The organism is Bathymodiolus platifrons methanotrophic gill symbiont, from assembly GCF_002189065.1.
Taxonomy (GTDB): domain Bacteria; phylum Pseudomonadota; class Gammaproteobacteria; order Methylococcales; family Methylomonadaceae; genus Methyloprofundus.
In genome coordinates this window covers 1-8175 of the sequence record NZ_BDMN01000360.1, presented here as the reverse complement: position 1 = coordinate 8175, position 8175 = coordinate 1, and the positions used below count along the sequence as shown (strand labels likewise).

General features: G+C 38.0%; 11 protein-coding genes and 3 pseudogenes. 4 read left to right on the top strand and 10 right to left on the bottom strand.

Going from position 1 to position 8175, the window contains the following annotated elements:
• The 6 genes from CDZ78_RS17575 to CDZ78_RS24395 form a co-directional block, all read right to left on the bottom strand.
• The coding region (locus tag CDZ78_RS17575; protein WP_140414168.1) for a hypothetical protein at positions 1 to 398 on the bottom strand (398 nt) is incomplete at its 3' end.
• 160 nt (positions 399 to 558) lie between these two features.
• Positions 559 to 1155 carry a FliH/SctL family protein gene (locus CDZ78_RS17570; protein WP_087871146.1) on the bottom strand — a complete coding sequence of 199 codons (597 nt, stop codon included), beginning with the start codon at positions 1153 to 1155 and terminating at the stop codon, positions 559 to 561.
• Positions 1156 to 1213: 58 nt separating this feature from the next.
• Positions 1214 to 1399: a hypothetical protein gene (locus tag CDZ78_RS17565; protein ID WP_373862498.1), complete on the bottom strand. Its 186-nt coding sequence runs from the start codon at positions 1397 to 1399 to the stop codon at positions 1214 to 1216.
• Positions 1400 to 1696: 297 nt separating this feature from the next.
• Positions 1697 to 2494 (bottom strand): Lcl C-terminal domain-containing protein, encoded by a 798-nt coding sequence (locus tag CDZ78_RS17560; protein WP_087871145.1) that lies wholly within the window; start codon positions 2492 to 2494, stop codon positions 1697 to 1699.
• Between the two features lies 1 nt (position 2495).
• Positions 2496 to 2732 carry a retron system putative HNH endonuclease gene (locus CDZ78_RS17555; protein ID WP_263459148.1) on the bottom strand — a complete coding sequence of 79 codons (237 nt, stop codon included), beginning with the start codon at positions 2730 to 2732 and terminating at the stop codon, positions 2496 to 2498.
• A 55-nt stretch (positions 2733 to 2787) separates the two neighbouring features.
• Positions 2788 to 3045: a hypothetical protein gene (locus tag CDZ78_RS24395; RefSeq protein WP_087871143.1), complete on the bottom strand. Its 258-nt coding sequence runs from the start codon at positions 3043 to 3045 to the stop codon at positions 2788 to 2790.
• A 181-nt stretch (positions 3046 to 3226) separates the two neighbouring features.
• Between CDZ78_RS24395 and CDZ78_RS17545 the strand changes: the two are divergent.
• The 3 genes and pseudogenes from CDZ78_RS17545 to CDZ78_RS17535 form a co-directional block, all read left to right on the top strand.
• Positions 3227 to 3655: pseudogene (locus tag CDZ78_RS17545) on the top strand (IS30 family transposase); the annotation flags it as partial.
• Positions 3656 to 3664: 9 nt separating this feature from the next.
• A complete protein-coding gene (locus CDZ78_RS17540) occupies positions 3665 to 3937 on the top strand; it encodes a very short patch repair endonuclease (protein WP_087871142.1) in 273 nt (90 codons plus the stop codon).
• 87 nt (positions 3938 to 4024) lie between these two features.
• Positions 4025 to 5254 (top strand): type II restriction endonuclease, encoded by a 1230-nt coding sequence (locus CDZ78_RS17535; RefSeq protein ID WP_087871141.1) that lies wholly within the window; start codon positions 4025 to 4027, stop codon positions 5252 to 5254.
• 37 nt (positions 5255 to 5291) lie between these two features.
• Here the strand turns inward: CDZ78_RS17535 and CDZ78_RS23335 are convergent.
• Together CDZ78_RS23335 and CDZ78_RS23885 are read right to left on the bottom strand one after the other, a co-directional pair.
• Positions 5292 to 5564 (bottom strand): annotated as a pseudogene (locus tag CDZ78_RS23335) (DDE-type integrase/transposase/recombinase); the annotation flags it as partial.
• A 102-nt stretch (positions 5565 to 5666) separates the two neighbouring features.
• Positions 5667 to 5822, bottom strand: a pseudogene (locus CDZ78_RS23885) (transposase); the annotation flags it as partial.
• 190 nt (positions 5823 to 6012) lie between these two features.
• Between CDZ78_RS23885 and CDZ78_RS22320 the strand changes: the two are divergent.
• On the top strand, positions 6013 to 6165 hold the full coding sequence (locus CDZ78_RS22320) for a hypothetical protein (RefSeq protein ID WP_167374381.1): 153 nt from the start codon (positions 6013 to 6015) through the stop codon (positions 6163 to 6165).
• An 85-nt stretch (positions 6166 to 6250) separates the two neighbouring features.
• On the opposite strand, the gene CDZ78_RS17525 is transcribed toward CDZ78_RS22320, so the two are convergent.
• Positions 6251 to 6706, bottom strand: coding sequence for a transposase (locus tag CDZ78_RS17525; RefSeq protein ID WP_087871139.1), 456 nt, complete (start codon positions 6704 to 6706; stop codon positions 6251 to 6253).
• Positions 6707 to 6767: 61 nt separating this feature from the next.
• Positions 6768 to 8048 (bottom strand): DNA (cytosine-5-)-methyltransferase, encoded by a 1281-nt coding sequence (gene dcm / locus CDZ78_RS17520; protein WP_087871138.1) that lies wholly within the window; start codon positions 8046 to 8048, stop codon positions 6768 to 6770.
• Positions 8049 to 8175 lie beyond the last annotated feature (127 nt).

The window sequence follows — 8175 nt, the reverse complement described above, 5'->3', positions numbered from 1 at the left end:
TTATAAATATCTAATTCATTAATACGAGGAAACTCATGTCCTGGATCAATAACCGTTTCAAGGTTAATTGAACTGATAGTTCCAATAGCACTTGACGGATAGGGTTGATATATAACCTTAAGGGTAATTTCAGTGCCTAAAAGCTGCGGGCAACCACCCCACTGTATAATATCCATTCCATGGCAATAAGTTAAACGTAAAGGCTTAGGTATATCCTCGGGTATATCCAATAAAACATCCTGTAAATATTCAATAGATTCCTTATTGGATGCTATAGTATTAGTATTCTTAGCTATAGCATTTTTGTTTTGTTCAACTATGTCATCTTTTGTATCTGCAAATATAGTGTTACACGCCAACACAAATGGCAGTGCTGTCACAAGTTTAAAGCTCTTCATTCTTACCTCCGTAGTATATATATTTTTTGATATGTTCCTTCGATAGAACTGTGTAAGGGTTCATAAAAACCGGACACTTTCCTATAAAACTCTCTCTCAAATTGTAATGGTGATTGATAACCAGCATTTTCAGCGACGGTTACTTATCATCCGTAGTGTTTTAATAATCAGGTACATAACCTTGCTCATAACCATTATCAAAACCAATTAGATAGCCATCATTGAAACCAGAATCATACCCATATTTATTTCCAGAGGAATGTCCTTTATTAAATCCAGTGTAATAAGCATCATTGTATCCAGTATCATAAATAGCTTCACGTACGTCATCAGGTATATTCTCAACTGTTACTTCTGGTGGAAAGTTATGTAAAATATCTCCCGTCTCAGCATCTGTAATTGACTCTAATAGCACTGGTATATTGTGATTACTTAAAAACTTTTCAAGATCCCCCCACATCTTTTGGAAATCAAGGTTTGTGTAATCCCAACCTTCAGGATGCGCCGCGTCAACAATTATAATAAGATCGCATCCTGTATACCCATTTTTATGATGTGCTTTATCCAAGGCCCCGTTAATAAATATAGAATTCTTATTAACGATTAAGATGCCCGTAACATCATCAATATTATGACAGGGGTAATACCAGGTATAACCATCTTTATCACCTCGTGAAGGAATTACATCAGCTACTGCCAGAGTAGTTAAAAACACTAAAGTAGTGGCAATCAATAATTGTTTTGTTTTTAAGTTCATATTGTGGTTCTGTCGCAAGTTTTTTTGAAAATGCAGGAAACCTAGTCTTCAGGCATAACTATCCTGCTAAAGCCATAAACTGCTTATAAGCAGGAATATTTTCCTCAGCCAATTGTCCCTTTCGAATCATATGTGCTGTTTCAATTCCAGTAATCGTTGCTTGAGCGGAGTGAATCGCTTTAAAGCCCATCATCGGTTTTGTTATTTTATAATTACTCAGCGTATTTTTTAACTTTAAAATCAAGTAGATATATTTTATTTTTACCTGATTCTAGTCATATTTACCTTAAAAATAGGTAAAAATTAAACTAAAAACCAGAGAGATACATTAATTATACTTTTAAATCAATATGTTATAAATGGTGGATTCAACTCTGAAGTGCAATTCCTGTAATCATGCGGCCTCACGTTTATTATTATAAAAAAACACAGTGTGAGGGGTGTTATAGTTTAACGTTTTTCGGGTTCTGTCGCAAGAACCAGTTCTTGCGACAGAACCCTCTTTTATACCTACTACTCGAAACTTTAGTTCTCCGAAATATCAAAATGAGCGAACCGCGCGAACATGAGCCCGGCTATTTCTACCAAGTCCAAAGGCTTGACCCGATGAAAAAGCTCTTTCTCGCGAGTAAATATTCGATCCCCCATCCGTGGAGCTACGGTAAGAGCCATAAGTAACAAAGTTACCCAGTCCCTTTTCTTTCAATTTAAAATACATCAAGCCTAGTTCGTCCTCAGATGGTAAATACCAATCATTAAAACCATTTAGTTCATAGGAATTCACTAACCGTGCTGCTATTTCTGTACTGTCAGTATATTTACCCACACACCCCGCATCTAAGATAGCTTTAGTGTTTTTCTGGCCATCTCCAACCGCATTACTTTCTGCACCTTCAATCTTAATGTTGTAACATCCCCATTCAGATTTTGGTAGATCAACTGGAGCCGCTTCTATTCCTCGCATTCCGCTATCCGAAACATAAAATACCCAACCACCCGCGGGACCTCTACCTCCAAGTTCATAGGTAGGACAATCCCCCCACTGAATTTCATCAGTGTTAGAGCAAAAGGTTAAGGCTAGAGGTTCGGTTCTATTCTCAGGAATAGGGGGTAATATTTCATTCAACCCCTCAAGGGCGACTCTATTTACCTCCAAACCTCTCGAGTTCGTAAAAACACCCTCGGTGTTGAACTCTATAGCAACGAGTCTCCTTTCCTCCTCAATGTCAAGAACTAGATCCCCCCCAGGACTCACAGGGGGAACACCATAAGCCATCACGGGTCCAGATAAAACCATCCCCATAACGCAAACCACTTTTTTCAATTTTAATACATTCATATTAACCTCTTTTATACCTACTAATCGAAACTTTAGTTCTCCGAAATATCAAAATGAGCGAACAACGCGAACATGAGCCAAACATATTACTCCACAAAAAAGTGCCTTGAGGGTAACTATGGGCTCTGCGTTGCCGGAAATGCTCTATATGCGAATTACTGCTTTCTCTTTCTGTTTTTATTGCTGCCTCACAATAAGCACAGCGATTCTGCTGTATTACGTCAAGCTTTACCCATATTTCGGTTCTGTCGCAAGAACTTATTATGACGGTAAAGATTGGTCATAACCGACCTTTATGCAGCTAATGAATAAAACTGTCCTGCAGGAGACAAACCATCCCCTCCGAACATTTGTCCTTTTTTGATCATTTTCATTATCTCAATACCTGCTAATGTTTTTTGGGCGCTATGGAAGTTTTTAAAACTCAATCGCTGAAAATCAGGGAAACGTAGCCTAAGCGAAGTGATGATTTTTAGTCCGCGATAGCCGTAGGGTCGTTGTTTTGTCGGAGTCTGAGCGTTAGCGAAGGTGGAGACAAAATAAAAGGCCATCCGACACGGCGTCAAGTCATTTGGAGCCTATGTTCCGACCCCTTGTTGGGTCGGGACGAGGTGACGAGGACGAATCGGGGCCGCCGGAGGCATAAGTGGTCGCGTTAAGTTTTTGCTGCTTGCTTGGGCTGGGATGCCCAAAACAAGCTTTCGCAAAAATAGCGACTCCCCGACCAGGATTAACAGCGAAGGAGCCCTAGTGACGATAGTGGATCGCGTCTCTAAATTCACCTTGATTAAAAAGGTCGATAGCAAGCAGAGCAAAGTCGTCACAGAAGGGACTATCATGCTTCTGAAGCCTTATTTGGATAAGACCCATACGATAACAGCAGATAATGGCAAAGAGTTTGCAGGACACGAAAAACTGGCGGAACAATTAGAAACGAAAGTTTACTTCGCTCATCCTTACGCTTCCTGGGAGCGAGGTTTGAATGAGAATACCAATGGGCTGATAAGGCAATACTTTGTTAAAGGAAGTAGCTTTGAAGAAATAAGGGGTGAGGAGGTCGAAGCTGTTATGAATAAGCTCAACCACCGACCACGAAAAACGTTAAACTATGACACCCCTCATGCTGTGTTTTTTCATAATAATAAACGTGAGGCCGCATGATTACAGGAATTGCACTTCAGAGTTGAATCCACCAAAGGATTAAGATATAAATTACATGATAAAACCCTTTCAGGTAAACCTGATATGGTTTTTCCTAAATATAAATCTTTAGTTTTTATAAATGGATGTTTTTGGCATGGCCACAATTGTCATTTATTCAAGTGGCCATCCAGTAGACCAGAATTCTGGAAGGAAAAGATCACAAAAAATAAAGAAAGAGACAGGAAAAACTATAAGATATTATCTTCAAATTGGAGGATTCTTATAATTTGGGAAGCATAAAATAATATCTGATGAATTAATAAACGATGTCATTTTATGGTTACAATCTGAACAAAACAATCAGGAAATAACAGGCCATAAAGGAACATGAAAAAAGGTTTTTTATCTGAATATTTTCAAGGGGTATCTGTAAAGAGGTTGAGCTCTGTCGAGGTTAATGCAGAAGCATCAAATCAACATGAATTTAATGGGGCTAGAGGACTTTTAAACCTCCTTGGAAGAGATAAGCTTAGTGATTGCCCAGCCCGTTTTTTATGGCTTGGTGAAGAGAACGAGGGGATATCAGAAGATTCATTTGTGACTTGGTATGACTCAAGAGAAAAGCACCTAACCAGAACCGAGTATAGGCTTTATTTTCGGTCTAATCCTGTAATGGAACTTGCTCAAGTTAATGATCTTCTCATAGTTGCAAAAAGACCAAATAACGAATTTATGATTATTGTTGTTTCAGAAGGAAGCACAATAGAAAATCAATTGCTTTGGTTGTTTAATCTTCATGGAAATATAGAAGCAAAATTTCAATATCATCAAATTGAAGAAGAAGAAAATATTCAGGTTGATTTTGCTGTTCGATTTATTCTTGAAGAACTCGGAATTGAAGTTGAAGAGCCTGAATCAGAAAGATTAGATAATCTGTTAGAGAAATTTAACGGTGCATTCCCAAAAACAGTTATTTTTTCAGACTTTGCCAGAAATACCATTTCTGGAATTGTTCCCCAAGACGATCCTGATCAAGCGCTTTTATCTTGGATAGAGTGGGAAGAAAAGCTATTCAGGAGAATGGAAAGACATATAGTTTCTGAACGCTTAAACAATGGTTTTATAGAACCTGAGGGGGCTGATGTTGAGGGGTTTATTAAATTTTCTTTAAGTGTACAAAATAGAAGAAAATCAAGAATTGGACATGCTTTAGAGCATCATGTTGAAGCTGTTTTTAAAGCGTGTAATGTCCAATATGATAGGCAAGCTGTTACAGAGAATAAAACAAAACCTGATTTTTTATTTCCTAGTATGAAAGATTATCATAATACTTCTTTTCCAGTCCATGAGCTTTCAATGTTAGGCGTAAAATCTACGTGTAAAGATAGATGGAGACAGGTTTTATCAGAAGCAGCCAAAATAGAGAACAAACATCTTTTGACTTTACAACCAGGTATTAGTGAAAATCAAACTAATGAAATGAAATCAAATAACCTTCAGCTTGTTATACCCAAAGGGCTGCATCAAACCTATCAAGATAACCAACAAAATTGGTTAATGAGTTTTTCTGATTTTATAATGATGGTAAAAGGAAAAGCTAGGGTTCTGTCGCAATAATTATCAAAAACGCAGACCTCCTGGTCTTCAGGCATAACTATCCTGCTAAAGCCATAAACTGCTTATACGCAGGAATATTTTCCTCAGACAATTGTCCCTTTCGGATCATATGTGCCGTTTCAATTCCATTAATGGTTGCTTGAGCGGAGTGAAACGCTTTAAAGCCCATCATCGGTTTTGTTATTCTTTTGATAAAGCGATGATCCTGTTCGATGATGTTATTCAAATATTTAACCTGTAATATGTCGATCATGGTGGTAACCCCTGCTAGGATTAACAAGAGGTTAATATTGGCTAATCCTGCAAAGTTTTTATGCAAAACCTGAACCTGATGCAGGCTCGTTTCGACATCTTTTTTTACCGTTCTTCCACGCAAGCTATCTTCAGTCAATGTGTCTATGGTGAGTTGTTCGCCATATTTGCGAGGCTTTCCTTTTCCCGCGTATTCACCTGCAAACGGGAAATAGAGAGTAGAATCGTGACGTAATTTAGACACCAAATGTAATCCGAGCTGCTTGACCATTTGTAACCCCGCGTTATTACCTAGCGCACCATCATAAACAAAATAATCCATTGTGAGTGTACAGCCTACGCTAAAAATCATGGAAACGGAGCTTAGCGAAGTGGTGATTTTTAGTCCCTGATAGGCGACAGGGCAATTCGCTGATTCGACGTGTGCTAGCAGCACGCGAGAGGAGCAAGAATTGCATTCCGAATAGCCGTCCAGCCAGTGAGGTAGTAATGACGAAGCGGCTTTTGTGCGTAGTCGTTGCGGACGCAGGGCGTTCAGGGCATCTCCCATCCGCTGCGTAGGTGAACGAATTATGGCGACAGGAGTCCCGGAATTTCGTGAGGTAGCATGGCGCGCCTGTCAAACTAAGTGCCTGTCGAATACAACCCTGCAATTGTAATTGAAAAGCGGAAAAACCCACCTCTGTCCGGTTTTTATTTTTGCTACCTTTGGGTCTGCCAGGCTTTCCCTTTTCTGTTACTCTTTTAGGCGCAGTTTCCTGGGCTTTTTTTTAGAAGCTGCTCTGCAAGTAACGGATAAGACTTACGCGACTCAACATGAAGCAAAGAGATATTGATAAAACACAGACCTGGCACCGCTTGGTTTTGAATGGACGAAAAAAATCGCCCTAAGCCATATGTTTTCTTTCCTGATTTAGTGACAACGACTTCGTCCCCAATAAGAACCCATGTACCCAAACACTTTTCACTTATATGGCTCTTAATCAATAACCAGCGTAATTCAGCCCATTGCTGTTTTTCCTCAAAAAAACGCTGAACAGTACGGTAACTACCGCCTTTTTCAGTCCACCTGGAAATGCCTAGCATCGTGACACGTCCAGTCATTGATAGCATCGATTCTATGATTAAGCTTAAGTGTTTCAGTTTTTTGGTAGATAAGCTTGGACTCAAGGCTTCAAGTATTGCTATGATTTCGAACATGGTCAGATTTTGGTAAGTGCTGTGGTATTGTGACCTGTATTTTACCGATTTCTGGCCATCTTTAGTTTTTTCTCTCCCTTATTTTGGCGAAGGTATTGAATAAATCTTTGTCTTTTTCTAAACTTATAGATTCGATAATGTATGGTTGCATGTATTGAGCAACAGTCTTAACTACAGGAACAACAACTGAATTTCCAAATTGCTTATAAGCTTGAGTATCTGAAACTGGAATTATAAAATTTGATCCATCAGGGCTGTCAAAACCCATTAATCTTGCACATTCTCGAGGCGTTAATCTTCTAGGGTTTTTACCTTCCTGTTTTACTAAAATTTCAGAACCATCTTTGTAATACCTGGCTGATAATGTTCTAGCAACATCGTTTTTTTCAACCATTCCAAACCCAAAACCATTACCTTTTGCTTTATGTTTAGCTGAATAACCTTGTAAAAAAGACCAAAGTTTATCTGATAAAGTATATTTGTTTAATACCGTTGCTTTATCACCTTCTGTAAATCTTTTTTCTTCAGTTTCTGAGCCATTTTCAGGGTGTAAAATAGTACCTATTTTAGGTCCTTCCAATGGGTTTGGTATCACAATATTCTCAAAATCAAAATCAACATCTTCACGAAACCCAACTATAAAAATACGCTCTCGATTTTGAGGTACAAAGCCTTTTCCATTAATTACTTTCCAGCTAATGTTATAACCTAACTCTTTTTCTAAAGTGTCCCTTATTACTTTAAAAGTATTTCCTTTGTTATGTGAAACTAGATTTTTTACATTTTCCAGCAAAAAAGTTTTTGGTTTGTGGTGTTCTATTATTCTAGCAACATCAAAAAATAAAGTTCCTTGAGCTTCACACCTAAAGCCGTGAGCAACTCCTAAAGAATTTTTTTTAGAAACACCAGCTATTGAAAAAGGCTGACAAGGGAAGCCGGCAACAAGAACATCATGAAAAGGAATATTTTCAACAGGAACTTTTGTTATGTCTCCATCTATTTCGTGATCACAAACAAAATTTGCTAAATACGTTTGTTTTGAATATTCATTCCATTCACTTGTATAAACGCACTTACCACCAATAGATTCAAAGCCTCTTCTTAATCCTCCGATTCCTGCGAATAAATCAATAAATCTAAATTTTTCATTCAAGACAGGTAGTGAGCGGTTTTTATTTTCAGATTGATAAACGAGCCAATCCATAACATTTTTACGAGGCTGTGTATCTCCTTGTTCCCATCTATAAATTGTTCTTATCGTATACCCCATTTTTTCGGCTGCCTCTTCTTTAGTAAGTCCCGTTTTTTCAAGAAGAGTAGAAAATTCTGTTTTTTCTTTCATTGTTCTAATTTATTTCTGGGAATTATTTTGACATAATGTCATTTTAGCACCTATTAAGAATATTTTGTATAAACTTCAAGATGTCATTCTTTATGCTGTTTTCTTTTATGTCAGGTATGGCATTTCG